Consider the following 25,112-nt stretch of genomic DNA (forward strand, 5'->3'; position numbering starts at 1 on the left):
AAACTCAACACCAGCCTGCAGTTCATCCATTTGGCCTTCCTGGCGCTATTACTCAAAAGATCGTGAACAGGTTCTTAGTGTGCTGATGCTGCAGCCGGCCACTGCAGTGGCGTCGAGCTATCGGCTGTATCTGGCGCCCGATGGCAACGATGCGGCGGCAGGCACCGAGCCTTCGACCGCATTGCGCAGTCTCGGCGCTGCGCAGCAACGCCTGGTCGAGCGACGGCCGGCAGCGGCGGTGGAGGTGGTGATCGCCTCGGGCACCTATCTTCAACAGTCGGTGCAATGGACCTTTGCCAATGGCGCGCCCATCCGTTTTATCGCCGCTCCCGGCGCTGCCACGCCGCCGCTCTTCGACGGGCGCGGCGGCGCGACCTGGTTCGTCTTGAAGGGCGGTCGAAATGCACCGACGCGCCTGACCTTCGATGGGTTGAAGGTCAGCAATTACTGGATGGCGCTGGATCTGGGCAGCAGCAAGACCGGTGAAGACGGCAATGGTGGCAACACGATCCGCAACATGCAGTTCGCACGGATCGGTGGGCGCTACGGCCGCAGTGCCGAGGCTGCGTATTCGTTTGCAGCGATCAGGCTGCAACAGTCGCGCGACAACCGCATCGAACACAATCGCTTTGATTCGATCGAAAACGATACCGGCACTTCGGGCTTTATTCACGCGCTGTATCTGGCGCGGCACTCGTCCGGTAACCGGATCGAGGGCAATACGTTTGTGGACGTCAACGGCGATGCAATACGCACGCGCGATGCGTCCGACCAGACCTATGTCGGTGGTAATCACTTTCTCAGGGCTGGCAAGTACGCCGCGTTTTCCGATTGGTTCAAAGCCGATGGAGAATGCCCGTCGCAGGGCGGCGAGTTTGTCGGCAATACCGTGGGCATCGGTTACTACCGTGCCATCGATGCGACACGTACCACCGGTGCAGACGATGCATGTGGTGCGCTCAAACGGCCGCGCATTGCAGAGCGTGGTACGTTGAAGCCCGATTGACGGCGCTGCACTTATAAAGTGATTGCGCGCATTTTTTTCAGTCACTGTCTGCGCGGCGGAAGTGGTCCTGCCGGCTCGGCAATCGATCAGGGAGCAGCGTCAGCTCGCGCGTTCGAACGGGCAACACAGTGTCGCGAGTGGATGCCTAAGCAGCCGATGCCGAGGGCAGCAACAAGGTCACGCACAGGCCGCCATGCTCGCGGTTGTGCAGCGAAATACGCCCGCCATGCGCTTCGGCAATCTCGCGGGTGAGCGCAAGCCCCAGCCCGGTTCCATTGCGTTTGGTCGAATAGAACGGCATCAGGGCATTGTGCAAGACCGCTTCGTTCATGCCATTGCCGCGGTCGAGCACTTCGATCCGCAGCCACTGCGATACGCGTGTCACGCGCACCGCAACGTCGCTATTGGGCGGCTGCGCTTCGCTGCAGGCCTCGTGTGCGTTCTTGAGCAGATTGAGCATGGCCTGTTCGATCTGCGCTGCATCGATGCGGCTGCTGACATCGCTAAGGTCGCCTTGCACCTGGAACGGAATCTGTTGTCGCAGACGTTCCAGAAATTGCGCCCAGGCGATGGTTTGCAATTGCGGCTGCGGCAGCTTGGCAAAGCGCGCATAGCCGCGAATAAAGCCTTCCAGATGACGCGCGCGTTCTTCGATGGTTTCGAAAACCGTGCCCAGGCGGTCGGTGCGCTCGCGCCGCAACAGCTCGGCGCCGGAATGCGCCAGCGAGGCGATCGGTGCGAGCGAGTTGTTCAATTCGTGGCTGATCACGCGGATGACCTTCTTCCAGGTCTGCACTTCCTGCCGACGCAATTCGGTGGTCAGGGTGCGGATCAGCAGTAACTCGTGGCCGCGGCCATTGAGGTGGAAGCTGCGCCGCGAGAGGTGGTAGATCTGCTCGTCGTCCTCGTCATCGCCGTCCTCGCGCACGGCGAACAGGCAGTCGCCGCCGCGTGCCAATGCGTCGCGTAGCTCGCCAGGCATGCGTTCGAGCACGTCGTCCAGATGCTGGCCTTCGAGTTTGCGTCCGCCGTAGAGCAGTCTGCGCGCGGCATTGTTGGAAAATCCGATGCGGCGCAGCCCATCGCCGCCGGCCACCACCAGCAGCATCGCGACAGGCGTGTTTTGCAGCATGGTGTCGAGCATCAATTCGCGCTGCACCAGATCGCGCCGTTGCGCGCGCAGCACGTCGCCGAGTTCGGCATGTGCCTGCACCAACTGCGCCAGTTCGTCGGTGCCGCGCCAATGCACGCCGAAGTTGTATTCGCCATCGCGGTAGCTGCTGGTGGTACCGGCCAGTGCGCGGAACAGCGAGCGCATCGGTGCGGTAGCGCGGTTGAGGCTGAACCACATTGCGGCCAGCAAAACGACGACCGAAATCGCAGCCACCTGCCAGCCGCGATCCAGCCAGTACGCCATGAACCACGGCAGCGCCGCCGCCAGTGCCAGCACCGGCAACAGCCGTAAAAACAGGGCGAACGTGAAGGAGCGATGCCGCATGCGGAGATTCATTCCAGTTTGATGCCGTAACGGTCCATGCGCCGGTACAGCGCCTGCCGGCTCAATCCCAATTCGGCGGCGGCCTGCGCGATCACGCCTTGCGCGCGCGCCAGCGCCTGTTCGATGCGCGCGCGATCGGGTTCGCCAGCGACTGCCGCTACCGGCCGCGCCGCGACGGCGCGTGGCAGATTCAGATCGCTGGCTTCGATGCGCGCACCTTGCGCGAGCAGCGACGCACGTTGCAGCACGTTGCGCAGCTCGCGCACATTGCCCGGCCACGCGTGCCGCTGCAGCGCATCGCGCGCCTGCGCAGACAACGGCTTGCCGCCCGCCAGGAAATACTCTGCCAGTGGCGCGATGTCGCCCGGACGCTCGGCCAGTGCCGGCAGCGCGATCTCCACGGTGTTGAGGCGGTAGTAGAGATCCTCGCGGAAGCTGCCATCGCGGATCATCGACGGCAGGTCGGCGTTGGTGGCACTGATCACGCGCACCTTGGCGTGCCGCTCGCGATTGGAACCCAGCCGCTCATAGCGCCCGGTTTCCAGCACGCGCAGCAGTTTCATCTGGCCCGCCAGCGGCAGGTTGCCGATTTCGTCCAGGAACAGCGTGCCGCCATCGGCCGCTTCGAACTTGCCTTCGCGCGCCTTGTTGGCACCGGTGTAGGCACCGGCGTCGGCACCGAACAATTCCGCCTCGATCAAGTCGCCCGGCAGAGCGCCGCAATTGAGCGCGATGAAGGGTCCATGTTTGGTTGCCGAGTTGGCCTGGATGATCTCGGCAATCTTTTCCTTGCCGCTGCCGTTGGGGCCGGTGATCAGCACCGGCAGCTCCGAGCGTGCGACCTGACAGGCGAGCGCGATGGCCCGCTCGCTGGCGGGGTCGGCGAAGACCGCGCCGCGCAGATCGTAGCGCTGGGTCAGTTGCTCACGGCCGCGGTGCTCGCGTTCGCGGCGGTGCGCGAGTTCGCGGCGCGCCTCGGAGAGTTCGAGCAGATTGTTGACCGTGGTCAGCAGCTTGGTGTCGTCCCACGGTTTGGCGATGTAGTCGGCGGCGCCAGCCTTGACCAGACCGACGGCGCTGCCCAGATGGGTCCAGGCGGTGAGCAGGATCACCGGCAGATCCGGATGACGCTGGCGGATCTGGGTAAACAGCGCCTCGCCTTCTTCGCCGGAGGTGGTGTCGGCGGTAAAGTTCATGTCCTGGATCACCAGGTCGAACGCCTGCTCGTCCAGCAGGGCCAATCCGGCCTGCGGCGATGACGCATGCCGCGCTTCGATGTCGTGCAAGGAAAACAGCACCTCCAGCGCGGTGGCCACGGCGGTGTTGTCGTCGATGATCAGGATATGCGGCATTGCGCGCTCGAAAGGCGAAAGGTGTTGGGGAAGTACTTGCTACAGCATACGGCGCCAGCCGGTGTCGCCGCACACCGCGTGCCGCAAGCCGATGGCGATAGCAACGGACGTTGCGACGGGGCAGTGCGCCGGTCTAGTTGGCGCTGGACGTGCGACAGGCTGGCGCGCGTGCGTGCCCCGGCTGCAAGCGACGGCTACCGCAGCGCTTGTGGTGGTGCCGGTGGCGCGGGCGGCAATGGCGGCAGCAGCGATGCATACGTCTGCGCGGTCCAGGTCAGACTCAACTGCGCCTGCCCGCGTGCCACCTGGACCTGCACTGGACGGCCGGCGGCAGCGCGTAATGCGTGCAGCAGTTCTTCCACGGTGGCGATGCCGCGGCCATCGGCTGCGCGCAGGGTATCGCCCTTGCGCAGCTGCAGTACCAGCGTATCGCTGGCCTGCGTGACCAGCAGGCCGGCAGCTGTGGCGGTCAGCGCCAGCGTCTGTGCGTTGTGTTGCCAGCGCAGATGATGATCGTCGATACGCAGCGCGGTGCGCTCAGTCACTTCGCTACGCGTCTGCGTTGTGGGGTGCACGGAGGCGCCACTGCCGGCATGCAGCGTGCCGCTCATCGCAGCGATGGCGAGTACAGCGGCGACGATACGGGGATGGACGATCGGACGCATAGGGAGAGAGTCCTTGGGAGGGAAGTATCGCGGTTTGTCGGCATGCGCAGCTGACCAGCGGCCGGCATCGCCGGGCGCCAGGGTGTGGTGATGGGTTTGAGGCAGCGTCCCATGGTGTGCTCAGGCGCTGCGCGTCGCGACTGCCGGCGGCACCAACGCCGCGCGACGTGCGGGCCAGAACACGGCGATCTGGCCCAGCATCCACAGCGTGAGCGCGCCGATCGGCAGGTAGATCAACGGCAGGCGCGGCAATTCGTAGCGCGCCATCAACCACAGGTTGATCGAGTAAGCCATCAACATGCCGAGCACGATCCCGACCGAGGCCAACAGAAAATTCTCGATCTGGAAGTAGCGCAGGATCTGCCCGCGCGTGGCACCGAGTGCACGGCGAATGCCGATCTGCTTGGTGCGCTGTTGTACCCAGAAACTGGCAAGACCGACGATGCCCAGTGCGGTGACGATCAGCAGGGCGATGCTCATGGTGACGAGCAGCCAGGACATCGAACGATCCTGGCGATAGAAGTCGCGACGCATCTCTTCCAGCGTCTTCTTCTCCTCGATGATGCGACTGTTGCTGTTCTTCTCCAGGATCGCGACCGCTTGACGCAGTACCTCCTGGCGTCGATCCGGATCGGTTCTCAGCAGGTAACGATGCCCATCGTTGTAGGAAATTTTGACAGGGGATAGCATCGAGTCGTCATAGGAAGCCTCTCCACCATAGTCGTTGACACGCGCGAAGTGCTCCACGATGCCGACGATCTTGCTAGGCGTTTCTTCGGTATAGATCGACTTACCCAATGCCGATTGCCCGGGAAACAATTTTTCCGCTGCGCTCTTGGTAATGATGACGCTGGGAATTGTGGCCTTCTCGTCATTGTTCCAGCTGAATTCTCCTTCGGTGAAACGCCTCCCCTGCACCAGCCGCAGGCCGAGCGTATCGAGCGTCTGGGAATCGCCATGGTAGGTATTGAGGTCAACGGTCGGGACCCGTTGATCCGCGGTCAGCTTGATACCGGTGACCCACATGCTATCGCCGAACGGGACCTGGCTGACCGAGGAGGCGAACTTCACCCCTGGAATGGCGCGCAGCGCAGCCAGGTCGGTTTCGGTCAATGCATTGGCGTTTTGATCTTCCCCGATGCCAGCGATGCTGATGCTGACGATTTCGTTTTCGGCCAGGCCGCTGGGGCGCTGTATACGCTCTATTCGGTTGCCGATGAGGAACAGCGCGTTGGAAATGATGGCGCAGCTCAGTGCTATCTCAAGCACGATCAATGCGGCAGCCGTCTTGTGCCGTTGCAGCGTGGATAGGATGGGGCGGATTTCCATGAGCGTGTCCTTTCTGGTTGCTGGCTGCGGCCGACGCGACGAAGGTCGTATCGGCCGACAAGGCATCACTGAGACTTGAGTTGAATGGCAGGAGCGACCTGGCAGGCACGCCATGCCGGTAGCATTCCAGCTAGGATGCTGGCGAGCAGGGCCATCGCAAAGGTGCTCAGCAACATGGCTGGATCCAGATGCGCGAGATCGGCGTAGCTGCTGGGCTGTTGTCGTACGCCCCAGAGCCCCAGGCTGGCCAGGCCGAGACCCAGCAGGCCGCCGGTCAACCCGATCGTCCCGGCTTCCACCAGCGCTTGCGCAAAGATGCTGCGTTTGGTCGCGCCAAGCGCCCTGCGCACACCGATCTCCCCGCTGCGCCGCAAAAATTTGGCCAGCATCAAACCAATGGTGTTGACCAGGCAGACCAGTAGAAACCCGAATGCCAGCCAGGTCTGCAGGCGGACATCGCTGGGCACCACTTTCTTGAAGTCCAGCCATTCCATCAGGCTACGCAGCTCTACATTGTTGGGTCGCTCGAAGCGACCGGCACGCCGTTGCAGGTCGGAATAATTTTCCAGGTACTGGCGATAGGCGACGGCTTTCTGTGGACTGTTCAGCTGTACCCAATACTGGACCCAGGCACAGGGCTCATTAATCCCTTTTTCTTCCGTGCTGGACCCCGAGCTGTTACCCCAGCAGGAACGCGAGCCGGTCGTTGCGAACTTTTGCTCGACTGCTGTGCTGAATGGAATGAAGATCTGTTCGATTTTGGAGTACCTGCCGGTGTTGATGTCGTAGAACTTTGGGGTAGGACGCCAGTCCTTGAGGACACCGACGACGCGCAACGCGTTGCGATTCACGCGCACGGTTCGGCCCACGCTGTTTTCGCCGTGGAAGAGCTGCTTGTTCAGCGCCTCCGACAGCACTGCGACGCGCGCACGGCTGCCGTCATCGCTGGTCGACCAGGCGCCGCCATACAGAAAGGGCACGTCGAACATCGGGAAAAAGTCGGTCGAGGTATAGCGCGCATCGATCGAAAATGGGCGTAGTGATGCATTGTCGGGTTCCAAAGCCACCTTTCCGCCGCTCATCATCGCCTGATGATCTGCGCGCTTCTCGCGGAGCAAGGCTTCTGCGTCGAACCGTGTGAACTGCTCGAGTGCTTCTTTACTCCGGTGATCGCGCGAGCGCGCATCCAATTGCGGGATGAAAATCGTCTGGCTCTTGCCAGGCAACGGATCGCCGGATAGCACATAGAACACCGTCAAGGTGGTCATGCTGGCGCCGATGCCCAGCGCGATCGCCAGCACCATCAGCGCGGTGAGCACCTTGTTGCGGCGGAAGCTGCGCAGCGCGAGATTGAAGTAATAGCCGAACATGGGGGCGGTCCTTATTCGGCCAGGCTTGCAGTGGCGGTGGGCGCGCGCATCAGGCTGGGATTGCGTTCCAGATCGGTGGCCTGGCCGTCGACGATGTGCACGTTGCGCTGCGCGCGTGCGGCCAGTTCCGGGTCGTGGGTGACCATCACGATGGTGGTGCCCTGGCTGTTGATTTCTTCCAACAGCTCCATCACCCCGCGTGCCATCTGCGAGTCGAGGTTGCCGGTGGGTTCGTCGGCCAGCAGCAGGCGCGGGCTGCCGGCCAGCGCGCGTGCGATGGCGGCGCGCTGTTGCTGGCCGCCCGACAGTTCGGTGGGGTAATGCTTCAGGCGCGAACCCAGACCGACCTTGGTCAAGGCGTCTTCGATGCGCTGCTTACGCTCGGACGCGGGCATGCCGCGATAGCGCAGCGGCACGTCGACGTTGTCGAACAGGTTGAGGTCGGGGATCAGATTGAAGCCCTGGAAGATGAAACCGATCTTCTGATTGCGCAACCGCGAACGCGCGTCGTCGGAGAGATGGCTGACGTCTTCGCCATCCAGCAGATACTGGCCGCTGGTAAAGGTTTCCAGCAGTCCCGCCAGGTTGAGGAAGGTGGTCTTGCCCGAGCCGGACGGCCCGGTCACCGCGACGAATTCGCCTTCGCGCACATGCAGGTCCAGCGAGCGCAGCGCGTGCGTTTCCACCTGTTCGGTGCGGAAGACCTTGGAGACCGCTTGCATCTTGAGCATTGCCGATTCCTTTGCGAAAGAGAGTGCGACGAAGAGGATTGAATGAATCAGTGAACGGTGACGCGCGTCGCGTCGCCAAAATTGTCTGCACCGGACACCACCACGCGGTCGCCGACCTGCAGCCCGGACAACACCTGCACCTCGCCCAGGCTGCTGACACCCGTGCGCACAGGGCGGCGCACTGCGGTGTTGCCATCCATCACATAGGCGTAGCTGCCGCCGGATTGTTCGACAAACGGGCCGCGTTCGACCTTGAGCACATTGCGACGCGTGTCCATCACCACGCGCGCGCTCATGCGCTGACTCTGGCGCAGGCCCGGCGGCTGCTTGTCGGTAAAGCGGATGCGTGCGGTGACTTCGCCGTTGACCACTTCCGGCGACACGGCCGAAATGGCACCGGGGAAGGGTTCGCCGCTGCCGCTGGTGAGCTGGGCCGGCATGCCGATCGCCAGATCGCGCGCGAAGCTTTCCGGCACCTTGATCTCGACTTCAAACTTGGACAGATCCACCACACCCAGGATCGGTGCGTTCGCTGCGACCTGGGTGTGTTGCACCGCCTGCACCTGGCCGACCTGGCCATCGAACGGCGACAGCAGCGTAAGTGCATCGACCTGGCGCTGCACCTCGGCCACCACTGCACGTTGGCGGTCGGCCAGCAAACGTTTGTTGCGCGAATCCAGATCCGCACCCTGGCTCTTCAACGACGCATCCCGCTCGGCGTGCTGCAGGTCGATGTCGGTTTTCTTCAAGGTGTCCTGCGCCTTGGCCAGCTCCACCTGCGGCACGGCGCCGCCGTCGTAGCCGCGCTGATAGCGCTCCAGGTCGCGCGCGGCGGCCTGCTTGTCGATCTTGGCCTGGTCGGTGAGCTTGCTGGCGTTGGCACGGGCGAGCGTGGCGTCCAGCCCTGCGCGGCTGGACTCGGCTTCCAGTCCGGCCAGGGTGGCTTGTTCCTGCGCCAGCTTGCTGCGCAGTTCCGGGCTGTCGATGCGCGCCAGCTCCTGGCCCTGCTTGACCACATCGCCGGCCACCACACTCAGCGTCACTGTGCCGGCCGAGATGGCGTACAGCACCGGGCTGTTGGCGGCGATCACCCGGCCATCAGCGGCGATGTCGCGCACCAGATCGCCCTGGCTCACCGTGGCGATCCGCACCCGGCTGGCATCGAACGAGCTGCTGCCGGCGCTCCACGCGCTGATCGCCCAACCGATACCGGCCAGCACCGCCACGGTGGCGACGCTGGGCCACAGCCAACGACGCCATGGCGCGTGGTGGGCGGGGGTACGGAGAACCTGGTCCTGGGCAGAGGTGTCGCGAATCATGGTCGGCGTACTCGGTGGCGTCACGCTGACAATGCAGGGCGCGTGCCAACTGCCAAGTGGCTGAAATAAAAGACATTCATCCCGGACGGGCGCGTGTCCGCAGTGTCCGCGGACACCGACGCGGACACGCTGTCCGGGCACGGTCATGCAGTGGACAACAGCGGACACGCTAAAATGCCGGCCTTCTTCCTAAAGAGCTGTCCCTATGTGCGGCATTGTCGGAGCGATCGCCGGGCGCGATGTGGTCCCGGTCCTGATCGAAGGACTCAAGCGCCTGGAATACCGAGGCTACGATTCTTCCGGTATTGCGGTGCTCGATGGCGCGCAGGTGCGGCGGGTGCGGCGGACCGGGCGCGTGGTCGAGATGGCGCAGGCGGCGCAGGCCGAACAGTTCGGCGCAACGCTGGGTATCGGCCATACGCGCTGGGCCACCCACGGCGGCGTCACCGAAGCCAATGCGCACCCGCACATCAGTGCCGGCGTGGCGCTGGTGCATAACGGCATCATCGAAAACCACGAAGAACAGCGCGAAAAGCTGCGTGCGCTCGGCTACAGCTTCGAGTCGCAGACCGACACCGAAGTCATCGCGCATCTGATCCATCACCATCTGGCCGACGCGGGCGATCTGCTCAGCGCGCTACAGCGCACGGTCAAGGAACTCACCGGCGCCTACGCGCTGGCGGTGATGAGCCAGGCCGAGCCGGAGCGGTTTGTCTGCGCGCGCATGGGCTGCCCGTTGTTGATCGGCGTGGGCGAGGGCGAAAACTTCGTCGCCTCTGATGTCTCGGCCATCGTGCAGGCCACCCGTCAGGTGATCTTCCTGGAAGAAGGCGATACCGCCGAGCTGCGTCGCGAGGGCGTGCGCATCTTCGATGCCAACGACGCGCCGGTCGAGCGCCCGCTGCATCTGTCTGATGTGTCGCTGGCATCGCTGGAGCTGGGGCCGTTCCGCCATTTCATGCAGAAGGAAATCCACGAGCAGCCGCGTGCGCTGGCCGACACCATCGAAGCGGCGATCGATGCGAAGGGCTTCCCGGCGTCGTTGTTCGGTGCCAACGCAGAAGCGGTGTTGCGCGAGATCGAAGGCGTGCAGATCCTGGCCTGCGGCACCAGCTATTACGCCGGCATGACCGCGCGCTACTGGATCGAAGCCATCGCCGGGCTGCCGTGCAGCGTGGAGATCGCCAGCGAATACCGTTACCGCGCTGCGTACGCCAATCCCAAGCATCTGATCGTCACCATTTCGCAGTCCGGCGAAACGCTGGACACGATGGAGGCGCTGAAATACGCAAAATCGCTGGGCCATCTGCATACGCTGTCGATCTGCAACGTGCCCGAGAGCGCGATCCCGCGCGCCAGCGAACTGGTTTGCTACACACGCGCCGGCGCCGAAATCGGGGTAGCCTCGACCAAGGCGTTCACCACCCAGCTGGCGGTGCTGTTCCAGCTCACCATGGTGCTGGGCAAGCTGCAGGGCCGCATCAGCGAGGCTGAAGAAGCCGATTATCTGGAGCAGCTGCGCTTCCTGCCCGGCAGCGTGCAACACGCCTTGAATCTGGAACCGCAGATCATGGCCTGGGCCGAGCGCTTCTCACCGAAGGAAAATGCGCTGTTTCTCGGCCGCGGCCTGCATTACCCGATCGCGCTGGAAGGCGCGCTCAAGCTGAAGGAAATCTCGTATATCCACGCCGAAGCGTATCCGGCCGGCGAGTTGAAGCACGGCCCGCTGGCGCTGGTGGATGCAGCCATGCCGGTGGTGGTGATCGCACCGAACGACCGGCTGCTGGAAAAGGTCAAATCCAATATGCAGGAAGTGCGCGCACGCGGCGGCGAGCTGTTCGTGTTCGCCGACCAGGACAGCCACTTCAGCGAGTCCGAAGGCGTGCACGTGATCCGCACCCCGCGCCACGCCGGCGTGCTGTCGCCGGTGATCCACACCATCCCGGTGCAGTTGCTGGCGTATCACACCGCACTGGCACGCGGCACCGACGTGGACAAGCCGCGTAACCTGGCCAAGTCGGTGACGGTGGAGTAACGCCAGCGCTGCTTGCGTGCAGCGCCGGCGTCCATCCGGGAGTGCGCGCTAGCGGTTGAGTGCTGCGCAGGTGCTGGCGTCAGTGCTTGTGCAAAGCATGTTGCCGTTGCCAGGGCGGGGCTCATTGATCAAGCGCTGCGGTTCGCCTCCGCCCGCAGTGCGATTGGCGCGGATCAGCGAGTCTTTGACGTTTTCATTCTGAATTCGAAACGCCGGGACGATGTTGTTCTCCAGCAGCGAATTGCTCACCCGATCCAATAGCCCAACGCTGCCGCTCGCACCGGTGGCAAACCGGTTGTTGCGGATGATGGCGGTACTGAGAACGGAGCCGGTGTAAGTGCGGTTCTGCAGATCTTCGCCTTGGCTGATCATCAGATTGCCGCCTTGTACGTTGAACGTTGCGGTCGAGTCTTGCGACGACAATGGATTCGTCGTCGCCTCGGCGGTGACCTCATTGTTGAGCATTTGCGAATGCCAACCGGGTAGCAGCGCCTGGGCATCGGTGTAAAAACCGTTCGGCTGCACCAGGCTCCCGCCGAAGCGATTGAAACGGTTGTACGCATGGATCACATCAGCGGATGGATAAAAGTTGGTGACAGGGCCGGACCCGTTGTAATCGTTGTTGACGAACAGCATCCTGCCATTGGTCGTCACGATGCTCACATCCGATTGCTGATCAGGGGGGATCTGCCAGGCGCTGTCTAGGGTGACGGTGTTGCCGAGAGTCAGCGGATTGCCTGTCAGGTAGCGCTGCTGTCCGGTGCCTTTTCCAGCGACGATCATCGCTGAGTTGCCGTCGGCATTGCAGCGGTACGCCAGATCGATGGCTTGCCTTGCCAATGTCAGTTGTTTCCCCGAGACCGCAGCAGCCTTCCCGAAGTAGTTTCCGGTGCCTTCGTCCATCGTGAGCTGCCACGGTGGGGGCTCGGCGTCGACTGGGTATTGATTGGCGTTGTTGGCGTAATACACATCCCGGCTTGGCGCGCTGAATTGCAGTTCCGACGGTGTACCGTAATAAGGTGCCCCTGCAGAAATGTTCCTGTTGTGGGTGATGAGCGCGTTCTGCGCGTCGTGGTTAAACGCCAGCGCCGTCTCGTGCCAACGTAAGGTATTGCCCTGCACTGTCACGCCATAAACATTGCCGTCCATGAAAATAGGTTTGCTACTGGTGATGTCGTTGCCGGTGATCTGCAAGTTGGACGTATCCATGGCCTTGATGCCGGTCGTGTGCGGATCGGTTCTTGTCCGATCTGACGACTTGCCGAGTGTGGTGATTGAGTCGCGTACGAACGGAATCGAATGCAGGTCCTCGACGGACATGTGTTCGAACAGGATTGCACTGCCTTCGCGCAGATTCGGCGCGTTGATGGAGAGATCGCGTATGCCATACACGCCAGCGGCATAATTGATCGGGCGGCCACATTTAGGTTGTTTGGCCTGGTTGTAGTCAGTGGAGCCACCCTTGAAGATCACCGCCGGCGCATCCTTTCTGCCGACCACCTGCGGAAAGTTCAGCACGGTTGCCTGCTTGCCCGCACCTGCGATGACGGTGTGGTTGGGGATATTGTCGAAGCCTCGGCCGGACAAGGTGTAGCTGCCCGCAGGAATGGACACCACGCCACCCTTTGCATTGGCCGCGCAGGCGAATGCGGCCGCAAAGCTGGCATCGTCCGAAGCGCCGTTGCCGATGGGCGGCGCAACATTGCATCGGGTTTGCGGCCAATTGGTTGCATACCCGATGTTAATACTGGTGATGGTAGTGCGCGGCGCCGTGCGATCCGGTCCGCTGCCGAAGTTTTGATAACGACTCCACGCGCTTGGGCCACCAGAGCCATTGTGTAGATACAGCTCATAATCGCCTTGCGGCACGTCGGCGGGAATGGCAAAGCTCTGCACATACATGCCTTCCTTCGGATTGGAGAGATCTGCGCTCAGGATTCGCTGCACGCTTCCGTTTCTGACCAATGCGATCCGTACCGGTTGGCTCGATGCCGACATTCTGCCCAGTGCCGTGCCGAAGACGTTGAGTCTGCCGCCTGGAGACGCACCACCGCCGACGTTGCCTTGCACGAACCAGATATCCGGCGCATTCACCAGCGTTGTCGCACCGGTCCCGATGCCGGTGACGATCCGATACGCGTAGACGCCGCGCGCACGATCAGGCAGCTGAAACTTGAGTGATTGCTCGGTGGCTTGGCTCGGCACCACGTTGATCCAACCACTGTTGGTGCTGTCGGCGACATCCAATGGGCTGCCTACTGCGCCATCGTCGAGCCGGGTAAGGCGCACTGTGGCGGTTGGGTTGAGATTGCCGCCGCTCACGACAACCGTCTCGTTGCGATCGACCGGCTGCGATGCCCAGAACGTCATTGCGGTACCTGGCGGCACCTCGTCAGGCCGTGGATAAGCAAACGATGCAGGAGAAGCCGCGCCTCCCGTGCGCGCTTGGTTAGCGCCCAGATCAGGCCGTTGGGATGCGCTGCCATCAGTGCTGGCAACGCAAAGCGTCACTGCGATAAAGGCCGTAAGTTTGGAGGTTTTTACACCCATGGCGGATCACTCCTGATGCGAAAGCGAAGGGCTTCCGGAACGTGCGACCACCACGCGATGCGTTGCGCAAGGATCGTGCAAGACGGTTCAACGGTTATTGCTGGATGACGACAGCGGTGCATCGCACACGCGCATGCGCCTGCGCCTGCTAAAACCGCAGAACCATGATGCTCAGTGGCGTGGGGCTCGCTGGGCAGGCGCCATCCTAGAGATGCGCAGCTGTTTGAATGCGAACAGATGTCACACAGTCGTGCTCGCTTGGTTCCAATGTCTCGCTGCGGGAGCCAAGTCACTCTTTGAGACATGTGAAGGCGATGTGGGGTGGTCGCGCGCTTCTGCATCGCGCTGCGGAATCGTTCGCTTCCCTCCGCCCTCGCGACGGAATCATTCTGTGATGCGATGCGATGCGATGCGATCGGCAAGGCAGCGATTGCGAGTGGAGCTTGCATCGCCGTGGTTGCGCCGTGGTCGCGAGGCGCAGACGTCTCTGCTGTTGCGAGTAGCGCGGGTCGATTCGCGCAACGACCATACTTGCCTGACGGCCGGCAGCAGCTTGGTCAGCGGTTTCTGGCGCTCGAGCACAGCCTCTGCCAACGCTTTGGCCCAGGTTATGCATAAGCTTCTTGCGAGGGTCCACACCACGCAGGAGGACGTATGCAAGAGTCTTTCAAACAGGGGGCGCCGGCCGAATTGTGGCAGGCGTTGGTGCGCGAGGCGGGGCAGCGGATCGCACGTCCGCTGGACGAGTCGCGCGAGCATTATCTGGTCTTCGTATTGCTGCGCTTTCAGCGCGATGCGCATCTGTTGTCGCGCACGCAGGCATTGGCGTGGTTGCACGCGCAGGAGCAGGTCGGCAGTGTGCGTGCCGATTTGTTGCGGGATGTGGGCGACGGCTGTCTGCTGATTGCCGGGCTGTTTCCCGGCCTGGCACAACGTCGCCGGGTCAGCGTGGACTACTTCATCGATCTCGGACGCGGCGCCTATTCCGACGTTGCCGACACCCGCTGCAGCGATGCAAGCCTGTTCGCGCAACTGGCCGATAGTTATCGCGAGTTGGTTCGCGTCCTTGCTGCATTACGCACGCCACCCAATTGGCAACCTGGAGCGGGCGGGATCTTGCATGCCTGAGCAGTGAGCCTGGGCAGGGGTGGTCCCGACACACGCGTCGGGCCCGCCCCGACTGCGATTGCCCGCGTCCGCGCGCACACTACCCCGGCAGGCAGATCCGCCGGGTGAGTGCCATTACCCCACGATCAATGCCCTGCAGTGTTGATCGTCGTAGCGTCGATGCGCTGCGGCGCATCGTGCGCGCAGCATGGGGGACATGCTGCGCGTCGCAATCATCCAGAGGGACGTGGATTCATGAAGACGTGTATCGCGGCGGTGCTGTTGGCACTGCCTGGGCTTGCTATTGCACAAGACCTGCCGCCGGGCTATGCCGGTGAGGGCGGAATGACGCTGCAGGAAATCGACCCTGCCATCTATGCGTATCACTACGACCACGGCTTCGTGGGCGAAGATGCGATGGGCTGGGATCCTGCACTGCAGTTCGCCTGGTCGCGCATCGCCGCTGCCGAGGTTTGCGCGCAGCAACCGCCATCGGATGCAGTGATCGGCAAGCTGGTGGAGCAGTACGGCAAGGATGCCGTGGTGCACCAGATCAACGGCGTCGGTTTCCATGCAGCGCAGATGCGTGCAGCTGCCACGTTCTGTACGCCTGCGCGCGTGACGGAAGCCGCTGCGGTGGTACCTGCGTTGGCGGGCGGTGATTTTTCCACGGCAATCGCCTACGCGGCGGCGGCTGAAGCGGGGACGATTGCGGTTGCGCCGGCAGAAGAGCAGCCATCGACGCAAACACCAGCCGATGTAGATGATGTCACTGCACCGTCGCCTGACTGGGCCTTGCAGCTTCCGTTATATTCCAGCATGCGGGTAGGCTCGAACGGCCTGCCCAACGGCGATGAAATGTTGCGCGTGGTGCGGCGCGGGCATACCGGAGCGTTAGTGGGGTTGCAGATTGCGACCAGCTTGTTTGCACGCGGCGTTACTGTATCTGCCTTCAGCAAGGGTCAGCTGAAAGGCGAGAAGATGGAAGGTGTGGGGAATCCCGGTTATCAACTGCAGCGCGATGCGGTCAACGCGCATTTGAAGACCTACTTCACCGGGCATCCGGCAGCGCTGCCGGTGGATCGGTTCCCATTGCAGGTGCTGATGTCCGACTGGCTGCTGGTTTATCAAAGCCTGGCCGACACCAAATCGCCCTACGAGTTACGCTACGCAGTGACGATCGGTGGGGAACGCACGGGCCTTCTCAAGCGCAAGGCGAGCCCAGTCAGTCTGGACTGTACGCCCACACCGCGCACCGCCTCGTTGGAAGAGTGGGAAGCCAACGATTACGCATTGGTCAAAGAGGCCGCACAAGCCTATAGCGACGAATGCGCTGCAAAATTTGCCGAGCAGTTGCCGCAGTGGTTCCCAGACAGAGCGACTGTGACTGCCTCCAACTGATCAGCACCAGACCTGAAGGCAACTGACCGACACGGCTGTCTGCACAACGGAATGCGTGAAGGTTGAAAAAAATGCCCGGGTAACCCCGGGCATTTTTGTGGATTACGCCAGCGGTGTATTGGAAATGATCTCCACCCAATAGCCGTCCGGGTCCTTGATGAAAGCCAGGTGCTTCATGCGGCCGTCTTGCAGGCGTTTTTGGTATGCCACGCCGAGGCTGTCGAAGCGTGCGCAGGCGGCGTGGATGTCCGGTACCGAGACGCAGATATGACCGAAGCCGCGTGGGTCGCTGTTGCCGTCGTGATAAACCGGGCCGTCCTGGGTTTCGGTGCCGTGGTTGTGGGTGAGTTCCAGCACGCCGGGGATGCCGGCCATCCACAGACGGCGCGCTGCGTCGTCGTCGGGAATCGCTGTGCCTTCCGGGAGTAATGCGAGAAAATACAAGCTGAACTCCGCTTCGGCGAAGTGGCGCGCATCCAGCAGGCGGAAGCCGAGTACGCGTGTGTAGAAGTCCAATGAGCGTTGCGCATCCTTGATGCGCAGCATGGTGTGGTTGAACACGAAACCGCTGGTTTCGGCAGGCGCGGTGCTGGCGCCGGGAACGTGTTGCAGATCGGTCAGAGGCATGTTGGGTTCCTTGTTGAAATCGGGGGCACAGGTCAGTGCTGCAGTGGGGGCCGATGTTAGCGAGGCAATGGTTGTCGGCGTGTCTGCATTGCGCGCGTCGGTGATCTGGCCGCAACGCGCTGTAGTCGATCATTGCTTTATGTCTGCGTTTGCCTGCTTACAGGCCGTGCGCACGGGCCGGAGCGGCCAGGTCCATGCGCACGGCTGTGACCATCTCAGAACCAGATGCGCACGCCGGCGATGAAGCGGCTGTCGCGTGCCGGTTCATCATCCATCGTGGCGAGCTGGGCCCGGTTGCCGAAGTTGCGCTGATGCACCCAGCCGATGTAGGGCGCAAACCGGCGCGTGATTTCGTAGCGCAGTCGCACACCCGCTTCGAGCTGCTCCAGTCCGCTGTCGATGCCGCGCTGCGTATCCTCGCTCAGTGCGATGTTTGCTTCCACACGCGGCTGCACGATCAGGCGGTTGGTGAGCAGCACGTCGTATTCGCCTTCCAGTCGCAGGGCCGCGCGACCGCCGCTGCCCACGAAGAGAGTAGCCTCGGTTTCGAACTTGTACGGCGCCAGGCCTTGCACACCGAATGCTGCCCAACTGCGATGGTCGGTGCCGATGTCCTGACGCACGCCTACCAGTACATCCCACCAGGGCGAGATGGCATGGCCGTAGAACGCTTCGACCGACGCATCTTGCGTGCGCCCCTGTTGTCGCTCGCCTTCGCTGCGTAGCCAGAGTCGGTTGATGTCTCCACCGATCCACGCGCGCGCTTCCCATTGCTGTCCACTGCCGCGATCGCTGTCGAACGCCTCCAGTCGATCGAGCAGTACGTACCGGTTGATTCCCATGCCATGCATCGCGTGGCTCTGCAACGGGGCGAAGGCCGCTGCGATGTCTTCGGCGGTCGGCTCTGGAATCGGCTCGCGTGGCAGTGCGGTGCTGTGGGTGGAGGCATGTGTTTGCATCGGCACGTTTGTAGGTGCGTCGTGATGCATCTGCGCATGGTCCATAGGTGTGTGATCCATCGGCGGCTGCTGCGCGGGGGTTTCATCCATGGATGCGTGATTCATCGCCGCGTGATCCATGGAGCCATGCTCCATGCCCGCGTGCGACATGTGGCTGTGATCGGCACGTGGATTTGATGCGGATTCCTGCGTCTCAGCGTGCTGCAACGCAGGTACATCGGTGTGTGTCGCATGCTGTGCGGCGTCGTGGTGAGCAGTCTCTGCAGGCGATGGCGCCTGACCGACGTGCTGCATGTGCGCGTGGGCCATCTCCATGGCAGGCAGCGTGTCCTGCGCAGTTGCCGACTCCGCATCCGACGCTGTCACCGTGTGCGAATCAGCATCGTCAGCTTCGGCCGTCATCTGCACTGCATGCACATGCGGGTCGTGCGCTGAGTCGTTGCTCGGCGCATCCACATGCTCCTGTGCGGCCAACGATGCACTGAACAACCACGTGCTCACGAACAGTGGGCGTAGACGTAACGCGCTCATGCGTCCACCCGTACTTCGCGCATCATGCCCGCTTCCATGTGGTACAGCAGATGGCAGTGGTAGGCCCAGCGGCCGAGCGCATCCGCACGCACGCGATAGGTGCGGCGCGTACCGGGCGGCATGTCGATGGTGTGCTTGCGCACCTGGAAATTGCCGTCGGCATCTTCCAGGTCGCTCCACATGCCGTGCAGGTGAATCGGGTGCTGCATCATGGTGTCGTTGACCAGCACGATGCGCAGACGCTCGCCGTAACGCAGCCGCAGCGGGTCGGCGGAGGCGAAGGCGATACCGTCGAAGGACCACGCGAATTTTTCCATGTGGCCGGTCAGATGCAGCTCGATCTCGCGACCAGGCTCGCGGCCATCCGGGTCGTCGAACAGGCTGTGCAGATCGCCGTAACACAGCACGCGGCGGCCGTTATCGCGCAGGCCTATGCCAGGGTCGTCCAGTCGCGGTGCAGTGGCATTGCTGCGCATGTCGATCAACGGATTGCCAGTTTCGCTGGCGGGGTGGTGCGGTGCTTTGTCCGATGCGCTGTCCGGGGTGTGCGCATGCTGGGCCGGCATCGGCATCGGCATCGGCATCGGCATCGGCATCGCATGTCCGGCATGCATGTCGCCCTGCATGGCATCGTCAGCGTGCATGGAGTGATCGGCATGCCCCGTACCATCGCCATGCCCCATGTCCTGCATGGTCAGGATCGCGCGTGGGTCCAGTGTGGGAATTGGTGCCTGCAGGCCATGCCGCACTGCCAGCGTGCCGCAGGCAAATCCGGTGCGGCCCATGTCCTGCGCAAACAACGTAAACGCGTCCTGGCCGGTCGGCTCGATGAGCACGTCGAAGGTTTCGGCCGCAGCAATTCGCAGCTCGTCCACGCTGACCGGATGCACGTATTGGCCGTCCGCGGCGACCACGGTCATGCGCAGACCGGGGATGCGGATGTCGAAGTAGGTCATCGAGGAGCCATTGATGAAACGCAGTAACACCTTTTCGCCGGGAGTGAACAACCCGGTCCAGTTGCCGGCTGGCGCCACGCCGTTGAGTAGATAGGTGTAGGTGTTGGCGTTGACGTCCGACAGGTCGGTGGGCGTCATGCGCATGCGCCCCCACATGCCGCGGTCGGCCAGTGTCGCGCGCAAGCCGTCTTCGCGCGCATCGCGCACAAAATCGCCCACCGTGCGTTGCGCGTAATTGTCGTGGCTGGGCATCTGTTTCAAACGACGGAACAGCGCCGCCGGGTCGAGATCGGTCCAGTCCGACAACAGCACCACATGTTCGCGATCGTGGCGGTACGGCGGCGGTGCCAGTGGGTCGATGACGATGGCGCCGTACAGGCCGGCCTGCTCCTGGAACATCGAGTGGCTGTGGTACCAGTAGGTGCCGGATTGGCGCAGCGCGAAGCGGTAGTGATAGTCCTGGCCAGGCGCGATGCCATCGAAGCTCATGCCCGGCACGCCGTCCATGTTGGCGGGCAGCAGCAGGCCATGCCAATGCACCGAGGTGGGCTGGTCGGTCAGCGCATTACGCACACGCACGCTCACCGTGTCGCCCTCGCGCCAGCGCAGCGTTGGCGCAGGCAGGCTCTGATTGACGGTGATGGCAGGGCGCGTGCGCCCGGTGAAATTGACCGGCAGCCGGCCAATCTGCAGCGACTGGCTGCTGCCGCGCAGGACCGGCGTGGAGACCGCGCCGGCCGCACGCGCATCGGTGCGCCACAGCCCGGCGCCTGCGGCAAGCCCGCCCAGGGCCAGGCCTTGCACAAAACGGCGCCGGCTGAGGGTGGGTGTGGATGTTGGATCGAACACAGGGGAATCGGAAGACATGTCACCTCCGGCGCGTCTGCAACAGCAGGCAGACGCAGCGCATCGCTGGGAAATCCCGCGCGCGAGGACGCGGGGCGAAGCATGCGTGGAATGGCCGATGGACGCGGTGCGCGATCGTCAGATCAGGCGGACGACGCACGTATCGTCGAAGCGTTCGCGCAGCCCCAGCCGATGCTGAGCAGCGGCGACGCAGCGCTGATGAAGCGCGTCGTGTCGTATCGACCGTTAGCCGATGGGAGGTCGAACCGGTTGTTCGTGTGCCGGGCTGGCACGGCCTTCGTCCAGGGCGGCAGCCACCGCTGAATGACCGAGCAGCCCTGCCGGAACCGCAGGCAGGGTCAGCAAGGCCAGACTGCCATGTTGCAGGCAGTCGCAGCTGCCCAGCTTGCAGCAGTCGCTTGCGTGCGCGTGTTGGGTTTTGTCGGGCAACGGCGCCGTATCGGGCGCTAGCATGGCGTCATGGCAAGGCATTGCTGCTGTCATGCGCGCCTGCATCGCGTGCGTTGCTCCCTGCGGCCTGGCCATGTCCGGCATCGCCATGCCTACCGACGCCCACGCGCCGGTGGCCGTATTGGCGACCAGGCACAGGCATAACAGCAGGCGGAACAGGCAACGCAGCACGGGCGGTCGGGGCTGGCAAAGGACGCTGCGAGCATACCACCGGCCCGCAACTGTCCGCCCGATGACTGCCCGCCCCGGGTGCGCGCCTGGCGGCGGTAGAATCGGCGTCTCTTTCGCATCACGTCCGTGCCCATGTCGCAGCGCCAGTGGGTGGCCGCCGCCATCCAGAAGATCGAGGCCGATTTCAATCGTTCGGCCGACACCCATTTGATTCCGATGGACCTGCCGGGCTATCCGGGCATCGACCTGTACTTCAAGGACGAGTCCAGCCACCCCACCGGCAGCCTCAAGCACCGCTTGGCGCGCTCGCTGTTTTTGTATGCGCTGACCAATGGCTGGCTGCGTGCAGGGCGCCCGGTGATCGAGGCCTCCAGCGGGTCGACTGCGATTTCCGAAGCCTATTTCGCGCGCTTGCTGGGGGTGCCCTTCATCGCGGTGATGCCGGCCTCGACCTCGCCGGAGAAGATCGCCGCGATCGAATTCCAGGGCGGCCGCTGCCATCTGGTGGAGCGCGCCTGCGATCTGGACAGCGCCTCGCACCAGCTCGCGCGCGAGACCGGCGGGCATTTCATGGACCAGTTCACCTACGCCGAGCGCGCTACCGACTGGCGCGCCAACAACAACATCGCCGAATCGATCTTCAAACAGCTGGCCGAAGAACCGCACCCCATCCCCGACTGGATCGTCTGCAGCCCCGGCACCGGCGGCACCAGCGCCACCTTGGGGCGCTATGTGCGCTATCGCCGCCATCACACCCGCATCCTGTGCGTGGACCCGGAAGTGTCGGTGTTCTTCGATGGCTATTGCCGCGCGGTGGACGGGCAGTGCCCCAAGGAGCTGGCGATCACCGGCGGCTCGCGCATCGAAGGCATCGGCCGGCCGCGGGTGGAATCGAGCTTCATCGCCAGCTGCGTGGATGAAATGATCAAGGTGCCCGATGCCTTGAGCCTGGCCGCGATGCGTCACGTCAGCGCCACCCTGGGCCGTCGCGTGGGCGGTTCCACCGGCACCAACTTCATCGGCGTGCTGCACGCCGCGCAGCGGATGCGCGAGGAAGGCCGTCAGGGCTCCATCGTCAGCATCCTGTGCGATGCCGGCGAGCGCTACGCGCACAGTTACTACAACCCGGCCTGGTATGTGGAACGCGCGATCGATGTCACCGACAGCGATGCGGCCATTGCCAGCGCGGTCAACGGCGGCGCATTGCCGCAGCTGCCTTGTGCTGCGCTGGAATGATCGCCATATCGGGAGCCTGCTGACGCGCGCCGCGTGTCGGTAGGTGTCACCAGACATCTTCGTCATCCCTGATCCAGTCCACCGCCGGAGCGCCTCATGACCAACCCGCTGCTCGACCTGTCCGGACTGCCGTCCTTCGATGCCATTCTTCCCGCGCACGTGGGCCCGGCGATAGACCAACTGCTGGCCGAGGCGGAAGCGGCAGTGAAGGTGGCCGAGCAGGTCAGCCCGGTGAGCTGGAACAGCTTCGTGGTGCCGCTGGACGATGCCACCGAGCGGTTGTGGCGCGCGTGGGGCCAGGTCGGCCATCTGCAGGCGGTGATGAACACGCCCGAGCTACGCGAGGCCTACAACAGCAATCTGCCCAAGGTGAGCCGCTTCGGCAGCGCGCTGGGCCAGAACCTGGCGTTGTACGCGCAGTACAAGGCGCTGGCGCAATCGCCGGAAGCGGCCGATTACGACGCCGCACGCCACAAGGTGCTGGACAACGCGCTGCGCGATTTCCGTCTCGGCGGCGCCGAGCTGGACGACGAGGCCAAGGCGCGCTTTGCGCAGATCCAGGAAGAGCTGTCCGCGTTGGCGGCCAAGTTTTCGCAGAACGTGCTCGACGCCACCGACGCATGGTCGTACGTGACCGAAGACGACACCCAGTTGTCCGGCCTGCCGGCCGAAGTGATCGCCGCCGCCCGCGCTGCCGCAGAAAAAGATGGCGTGCCGGGCTGGAAGTTCACCTTGCAGATGCCGTGCTATCTGCCGGTGCAAAGCGATGCCGACAGTCGCGACCTGCGCGCGCTGCTGTATCGCGCCAACGCCGAGCGCGCGTCCGAATTCGGCGATGCCGCGCTGGACAACAGCGCCAATATCGATCGCATTCTCGCTCTGCGCGCGGAGCTGGCGCAGCTGCTCGGGTTTTCCGGGTATGCCGACTATTCGGTGGCCACCAAGATGGCGCAAAGCCCGGATGAAGTGATGGGGTTCCTGCGCGACCTGGCGGTGCGCGCCAAGCCCTATGCGCAACGCGACCGCGCCGAACTCGAAGCCTTTGCGCGCGACGAACTTGGCCTGGACGACCTGCAGGCCTGGGACCTGGCCTACGTCAGCGAAAAGCTCAAGCAGGCGCGCTACAGTTTCTCCGAGCAGGAAGTGAAGCAGTATTTCACCGAGCCGAAAGTGCTGGCCGGCCTGTTCGATGTGATCCACAGTTTGTACGGCCTGCGCATCAAGCCGGACAGCGCGCCGGTCTGGCATGAGGATGTGCGTTTTTACCGGCTCGAAGATGCGCAAGGCGTCTTGGTCGGCCAGTTCTATCTGGATCTGTACGCGCGCGAAGGCAAGCGCGGTGGCGCCTGGATGGACGATTGCCGCAACCGCCGCGAGACCGCCAACGGCGTGCAGACACCGCTGGTGTATCTGGTGTGCAACTTCGGCCGTGGCAGCGGCGATGCACCGGCCACGTTCCGGCATGGCGAAGTCACCACGCTGTTCCATGAAATGGGCCATGGCCTGCATCAGCTACTCACCCGTATCGGCGAGCTGGGTGTGGCCGGGATCAACGGCGTGGAATGGGATGCGGTGGAATTGCCCAGCCAGTTCATGGAGAACTTCTGCTGGGAATGGGAGCGCGTACAGGCGATGACCGCGCACGTGCAGACCGGCGAGCCGCTGCCGCGCAATCTGTTCGACCGGCTGCTGGCCGCGCGCAATTTCCAGAGCGGCATGTTCACCGTGCGGCAGCTGGAATTCGCGTTGTTCGACATGCAATTGCACAGCAGTTTCGACCCGGCCCAGGACAGCGTGCTGCAGCTGATCGAGCGCGTGCGCGATGAGGTCGCCGTCAATCGCCCGCCGGCGTGGAATCGCTTCCCGCATCAGTTCAGCCATATCTTTGCCGGTGGCTACGCGGCTGGTTACTACAGCTACAAATGGGCCGAAGTGCTCAGCGCCGACGCCTACGCCGCGTTCGAAGAAGCACCCGAGCAAGTTGCCGAGACTGGTGCGCGCTTTCGCTTTGAAGTGCTGTCGCGTGGCGGAAGCCGCAGCGCTGCCGACAACTTCCGCGCCTTCCGTGGTCGCGCGCCCAGCATCGATGCGCTGCTGCGGCATAACGGCATGGCGGGCTGAGCGGGCCAGTCGTGCGCCTGCCATCGCTGGCAGGCGTTGCGTTCGCAATGCAAGCGTTCGCAGTGCAGTGAGGTGGGTTGTCGTATAAGCGCAGCAGCGCGGTCACGCAGGTGGCCGATGCGCCACTGGATCAGCACATCAAGGAACGTGCAATGCAGCAACGTCTGTCATGGAGTTTGGTGGTGTTGATTTCCGCGGCGGTACCGGCCGCGGCGCAGCACACCGGTCACGCCAGCAGTCTGGCCGGCCTGCGCGCAGGCCCGGGCGAGGAATACCGGCGCGTGGGCGAGGCCAGCGCCGGCAACGCGCTCACGGTCTATGGGTGCCTGAAGAACGGCAGATGGTGCGATGTGCGTACGCCGGATGCGCGCGGCTGGATGCCTGCGCAAGCGATCGCACTGGAGCGCGGCGATCTGAGCCGCGTGGTGCCAAAAATCGAGTTTTCGCTGGACGCGTATTGGGATGCGCATTACCGCGGCCGCGAATGGACCGTGGAGAGTGAGCGCGCGCTGTGGCGCGACCATTCACCCGGCAACTCGCCGGCGCTGGAAGTGCTTGCGCCCGGTGAGGGCCTGCCGCAAACCGGCGACCCCTCCATCGCAAGACGCGCCAAGCAGGAGATACGCGTAAACACCGAACGGACCAACCGCGAGCGAGCCGAGATCGATGCGGCCCGGAGCTTGCAGTTCAAGCGCGATCAGGCCCGGACGGCGTGCCGCAGCAGGCAGCGCGCACAAGAGCAGAGCGCTGCCAGGGACGCGAATGGCCAGCCCGCCAGCAGCGGGACCTCGATGGAAGATTGCGACCGCTTGCGGGACGAATAAGACACCG

The 25,112-nt window shown here is 63.5% G+C and carries 20 protein-coding genes; 8 read left to right on the forward strand and 12 right to left on the reverse strand.

What is annotated here, in order from left to right; genetic code table 11:
• Positions 1-85: 85 nt before the first annotated feature.
• Complete coding sequence (locus VC212_RS05140; protein ID WP_323514830.1) at positions 86-1,006, forward strand: right-handed parallel beta-helix repeat-containing protein; 921 nt, start codon at positions 86-88, stop codon at positions 1,004-1,006.
• A 145-nt stretch (positions 1,007-1,151) separates the two neighbouring features.
• On the opposite strand, the gene VC212_RS05145 is transcribed toward VC212_RS05140, so the two are convergent.
• The 7 genes from VC212_RS05145 to VC212_RS05175 all read right to left on the reverse strand — a co-directional run bounded on the left by VC212_RS05145 (position 1,152) and on the right by VC212_RS05175 (position 9,270).
• Positions 1,152-2,504: a HAMP domain-containing sensor histidine kinase gene (locus tag VC212_RS05145; protein ID WP_323514805.1), complete on the reverse strand. Its 1,353-nt coding sequence runs from the start codon at positions 2,502-2,504 to the stop codon at positions 1,152-1,154.
• An 8-nt stretch (positions 2,505-2,512) separates the two neighbouring features.
• Positions 2,513-3,856 carry a sigma-54 dependent transcriptional regulator gene (locus VC212_RS05150; protein ID WP_323514804.1) on the reverse strand — a complete coding sequence of 448 codons (1,344 nt, stop codon included), beginning with the start codon at positions 3,854-3,856 and terminating at the stop codon, positions 2,513-2,515.
• A 194-nt stretch (positions 3,857-4,050) separates the two neighbouring features.
• Complete coding sequence (locus VC212_RS05155; RefSeq protein WP_323514803.1) at positions 4,051-4,521, reverse strand: hypothetical protein; 471 nt, start codon at positions 4,519-4,521, stop codon at positions 4,051-4,053.
• A 120-nt stretch (positions 4,522-4,641) separates the two neighbouring features.
• Positions 4,642-5,850, reverse strand: coding sequence for an FtsX-like permease family protein (locus VC212_RS05160; RefSeq protein WP_055848018.1), 1,209 nt, complete (start codon positions 5,848-5,850; stop codon positions 4,642-4,644).
• A gap of 65 nt (positions 5,851-5,915) precedes the next feature.
• Positions 5,916-7,220, reverse strand: a complete 1,305-nt coding sequence (locus VC212_RS05165; protein WP_323514801.1) for an ABC transporter permease — start codon at positions 7,218-7,220, stop codon at positions 5,916-5,918.
• An 11-nt stretch (positions 7,221-7,231) separates the two neighbouring features.
• On the reverse strand, positions 7,232-7,951 hold the full coding sequence (locus VC212_RS05170) for an ABC transporter ATP-binding protein (RefSeq protein WP_115513940.1): 720 nt from the start codon (positions 7,949-7,951) through the stop codon (positions 7,232-7,234).
• Positions 7,952-7,998: 47 nt separating this feature from the next.
• Complete coding sequence (locus tag VC212_RS05175; RefSeq protein ID WP_323514799.1) at positions 7,999-9,270, reverse strand: efflux RND transporter periplasmic adaptor subunit; 1,272 nt, start codon at positions 9,268-9,270, stop codon at positions 7,999-8,001.
• Positions 9,271-9,475: 205 nt separating this feature from the next.
• On the opposite strand from VC212_RS05175, the gene glmS reads away from it, so the two are divergent.
• On the forward strand, positions 9,476-11,305 hold the full coding sequence (gene glmS, locus VC212_RS05180) for a glutamine--fructose-6-phosphate transaminase (isomerizing) (RefSeq protein ID WP_055848030.1): 1,830 nt from the start codon (positions 9,476-9,478) through the stop codon (positions 11,303-11,305).
• A 48-nt stretch (positions 11,306-11,353) separates the two neighbouring features.
• Here the strand turns inward: glmS and VC212_RS05185 are convergent, their stop codons facing one another.
• Entirely contained in the window at positions 11,354-13,855 is a 2,502-nt protein-coding gene (locus VC212_RS05185) for a hypothetical protein (RefSeq protein ID WP_323514798.1), read from the reverse strand.
• Positions 13,856-14,509: 654 nt separating this feature from the next.
• Here VC212_RS05185 and VC212_RS05190 point away from each other — a divergent pair.
• Both VC212_RS05190 and VC212_RS05195 read left to right on the forward strand, forming a co-directional pair.
• Entirely contained in the window at positions 14,510-14,983 is a 474-nt protein-coding gene (locus VC212_RS05190) for a hypothetical protein (RefSeq protein WP_323514797.1), read from the forward strand.
• Positions 14,984-15,217: 234 nt separating this feature from the next.
• The gene (locus VC212_RS05195; RefSeq protein ID WP_323514796.1) at positions 15,218-16,363 is read left to right on the forward strand and encodes a hypothetical protein; all 1,146 of its coding nucleotides are present in this window, start codon (positions 15,218-15,220) and stop codon (positions 16,361-16,363) included.
• Positions 16,364-16,465: 102 nt separating this feature from the next.
• Here the strand turns inward: VC212_RS05195 and gloA are convergent, their stop codons facing one another.
• The 3 genes from gloA to VC212_RS05210 form a co-directional block, all read right to left on the reverse strand.
• On the reverse strand, positions 16,466-16,990 hold the full coding sequence (gene gloA / locus VC212_RS05200; protein ID WP_115562932.1) for a lactoylglutathione lyase: 525 nt from the start codon (positions 16,988-16,990) through the stop codon (positions 16,466-16,468).
• Positions 16,991-17,205: 215 nt separating this feature from the next.
• On the reverse strand, positions 17,206-18,264 hold the full coding sequence (locus VC212_RS05205) for a copper resistance protein B (protein ID WP_323514828.1): 1,059 nt from the start codon (positions 18,262-18,264) through the stop codon (positions 17,206-17,208).
• Positions 18,265-18,476: 212 nt separating this feature from the next.
• Positions 18,477-20,303 (reverse strand): copper resistance system multicopper oxidase, encoded by a 1,827-nt coding sequence (locus tag VC212_RS05210; RefSeq protein ID WP_323514795.1) that lies wholly within the window; start codon positions 20,301-20,303, stop codon positions 18,477-18,479.
• 90 nt (positions 20,304-20,393) lie between these two features.
• On the opposite strand from VC212_RS05210, the gene VC212_RS05215 reads away from it, so the two are divergent.
• Positions 20,394-20,606 (forward strand): hypothetical protein, encoded by a 213-nt coding sequence (locus VC212_RS05215; protein ID WP_323514831.1) that lies wholly within the window; start codon positions 20,394-20,396, stop codon positions 20,604-20,606.
• Here VC212_RS05215 and VC212_RS05220 read toward each other — a convergent pair.
• Entirely contained in the window at positions 20,529-20,924 is a 396-nt protein-coding gene (locus VC212_RS05220; RefSeq protein ID WP_323514794.1) for a CopL family metal-binding regulatory protein, read from the reverse strand. The two genes, VC212_RS05215 and VC212_RS05220, sit on opposite strands and share 78 nt — an antisense overlap.
• 132 nt (positions 20,925-21,056) lie before the next feature.
• Here VC212_RS05220 and VC212_RS05225 point away from each other — a divergent pair, with 132 nt between their 5' ends.
• The 3 genes from VC212_RS05225 (at position 21,057) to VC212_RS05235 (ending at position 25,105) form a co-directional block, all read left to right on the forward strand.
• The gene (locus tag VC212_RS05225; protein WP_323514793.1) at positions 21,057-22,160 is read left to right on the forward strand and encodes a PLP-dependent cysteine synthase family protein; all 1,104 of its coding nucleotides are present in this window, start codon (positions 21,057-21,059) and stop codon (positions 22,158-22,160) included.
• A 96-nt stretch (positions 22,161-22,256) separates the two neighbouring features.
• Positions 22,257-24,281 (forward strand): M3 family metallopeptidase, encoded by a 2,025-nt coding sequence (locus VC212_RS05230; RefSeq protein ID WP_323514792.1) that lies wholly within the window; start codon positions 22,257-22,259, stop codon positions 24,279-24,281.
• 152 nt (positions 24,282-24,433) lie between these two features.
• Complete coding sequence (locus VC212_RS05235) at positions 24,434-25,105, forward strand: SH3 domain-containing protein (RefSeq protein ID WP_323514827.1); 672 nt, start codon at positions 24,434-24,436, stop codon at positions 25,103-25,105.
• Positions 25,106-25,112 lie beyond the last annotated feature (7 nt).

Origin of the sequence: Xanthomonas sp. WHRI 8932A, from assembly GCF_035012785.1 — a bacterium.
GTDB lineage: Bacteria > Pseudomonadota > Gammaproteobacteria > Xanthomonadales > Xanthomonadaceae > Xanthomonas.

What these genes read in the sequence shown, in the direction of transcription:
- VC212_RS05195 (WP_323514796.1), top strand. Translation starts at nt 15,218, where the DNA reads ATGAAGACGTGTATCGCGGCGGTGCTGTTGGCACTGCCTGGGCTTGCT.
- VC212_RS05160 (WP_055848018.1), bottom strand. Translation starts at nt 5,850, where the DNA reads ATGGAAATCCGCCCCATCCTATCCACGCTGCAACGGCACAAGACGGCT.
- VC212_RS05185 (WP_323514798.1), bottom strand. Translation starts at nt 13,855, where the DNA reads ATGGGTGTAAAAACCTCCAAACTTACGGCCTTTATCGCAGTGACGCTT.
- VC212_RS05140 (WP_323514830.1), top strand. Translation starts at nt 86, where the DNA reads ATGCTGCAGCCGGCCACTGCAGTGGCGTCGAGCTATCGGCTGTATCTG.
- VC212_RS05150 (WP_323514804.1), bottom strand. Translation starts at nt 3,856, where the DNA reads ATGCCGCATATCCTGATCATCGACGACAACACCGCCGTGGCCACCGCG.
- gloA (WP_115562932.1), bottom strand. Translation starts at nt 16,990, where the DNA reads ATGCCTCTGACCGATCTGCAACACGTTCCCGGCGCCAGCACCGCGCCT.
- VC212_RS05205 (WP_323514828.1), bottom strand. Translation starts at nt 18,264, where the DNA reads ATGGAGATGGCCCACGCGCACATGCAGCACGTCGGTCAGGCGCCATCG.
- VC212_RS05170 (WP_115513940.1), bottom strand. Translation starts at nt 7,951, where the DNA reads ATGCTCAAGATGCAAGCGGTCTCCAAGGTCTTCCGCACCGAACAGGTG.
- glmS (WP_055848030.1), top strand. Translation starts at nt 9,476, where the DNA reads ATGTGCGGCATTGTCGGAGCGATCGCCGGGCGCGATGTGGTCCCGGTC.
- VC212_RS05230 (WP_323514792.1), top strand. Translation starts at nt 22,257, where the DNA reads ATGACCAACCCGCTGCTCGACCTGTCCGGACTGCCGTCCTTCGATGCC.
- VC212_RS05145 (WP_323514805.1), bottom strand. Translation starts at nt 2,504, where the DNA reads ATGCGGCATCGCTCCTTCACGTTCGCCCTGTTTTTACGGCTGTTGCCG.
- VC212_RS05235 (WP_323514827.1), top strand. Translation starts at nt 24,434, where the DNA reads ATGCAGCAACGTCTGTCATGGAGTTTGGTGGTGTTGATTTCCGCGGCG.
- VC212_RS05215 (WP_323514831.1), top strand. Translation starts at nt 20,394, where the DNA reads ATGGCCGATGGACGCGGTGCGCGATCGTCAGATCAGGCGGACGACGCA.
- VC212_RS05190 (WP_323514797.1), top strand. Translation starts at nt 14,510, where the DNA reads ATGCAAGAGTCTTTCAAACAGGGGGCGCCGGCCGAATTGTGGCAGGCG.
- VC212_RS05165 (WP_323514801.1), bottom strand. Translation starts at nt 7,220, where the DNA reads ATGTTCGGCTATTACTTCAATCTCGCGCTGCGCAGCTTCCGCCGCAAC.
- VC212_RS05225 (WP_323514793.1), top strand. Translation starts at nt 21,057, where the DNA reads ATGTCGCAGCGCCAGTGGGTGGCCGCCGCCATCCAGAAGATCGAGGCC.
- VC212_RS05155 (WP_323514803.1), bottom strand. Translation starts at nt 4,521, where the DNA reads ATGCGTCCGATCGTCCATCCCCGTATCGTCGCCGCTGTACTCGCCATC.
- VC212_RS05175 (WP_323514799.1), bottom strand. Translation starts at nt 9,270, where the DNA reads ATGATTCGCGACACCTCTGCCCAGGACCAGGTTCTCCGTACCCCCGCC.
- VC212_RS05210 (WP_323514795.1), bottom strand. Translation starts at nt 20,303, where the DNA reads ATGTCTTCCGATTCCCCTGTGTTCGATCCAACATCCACACCCACCCTC.